This window comes from Photobacterium piscicola, assembly GCF_900166965.1.
GTDB lineage: Bacteria > Pseudomonadota > Gammaproteobacteria > Enterobacterales > Vibrionaceae > Photobacterium > Photobacterium piscicola.
Genome location: NZ_FUZI01000044.1, coordinates 1 through 1,032, shown reverse-complemented (window position 1 = coordinate 1,032; position 1,032 = coordinate 1). Strand labels below are relative to the sequence as shown.

Sequence of the window (1,032 nt, the reverse complement as noted above, 5' to 3'; positions counted from 1 at the left end):
TTACTTATCGAAGTGAATAACCGTACGGATACTCTTACCTTCATGTAGTAGGTCAAATGACTTGTTGATGTCGTCTAGGCCCATGTTAAATGAGATGAAATCATCAAGTTTGAATTCACCCGCCATGTAACGGTCAACGATACCTGGAAGCTCTGAACGGCCTTTAACGCCACCAAATGCAGAACCACGCCATACACGACCAGTCACTAGTTGGAATGGACGGGTAGAGATCTCTTGACCTGCACCAGCAACACCGATGATCACTGATTCGCCCCAACCTTTGTGACAACACTCAAGCGCTGAGCGCATCACGTTGACGTTACCGATACACTCAAAAGAGTAATCAACACCGCCGTCAGTCAATTCAACAATCACTTCTTGAATTGGCTTGTCGAATTTCATTGGGTTAATACATTCAGTTGCACCTAGTTTCATTGCTAGATCGAACTTACTTTCATTGATATCAATCGCAATAATACGGCTAGCTTTAGCCATAGTACCACCGATGATAGCTGCAAGACCGATACCACCAAGACCAAACACAGCGATAGTGTCGCCTTCTTTAACTTTAGCCGTGTTAAGTACTGCGCCCATACCTGTAGTTACGCCACAACCAAGAAGACAGACTTCTTCAAGTGGTGCTTCTTTGCTGATTTTAGCTAAAGAGATTTCTGGAAGTACAGTGTACTCAGAGAAAGTAGAGCAACCCATGTAATGGAAGATAGGCTGACCGTCTTTGTAGAAACGCGTGGTGCCGTCTGGCATTAAGCCTTTACCTTGGGTTTCACGTACAGCCTGACAAAGGTTAGTTTTACCAGATAGGCAGTATTTACATTTGCCACACTCAGCAGTGTAAAGAGGGATAACGTGATCGCCAACTTCAACACTTGTTACGCCTTCACCGATCATTTCAACGATACCGCCACCTTCGTGACCAAGGATCGCAGGGAAGATACCTTCTGGATCGTCGCCAGATAATGTGAATGCATCAGTGTGACATACGCCAGTTGCAACGATGCGAACTAATACTTC

The 1,032-nt window shown here is 45.1% G+C and carries 1 protein-coding gene; it reads right to left on the bottom strand.

The genetic code is table 11. The annotated features are described in order from the left end of the window. Positions 1-1,032: S-(hydroxymethyl)glutathione dehydrogenase/class III alcohol dehydrogenase (locus tag CZ809_RS20770; RefSeq protein ID WP_080159327.1), on the bottom strand; the 1,032-nt coding region annotated here is incomplete at its 5' end.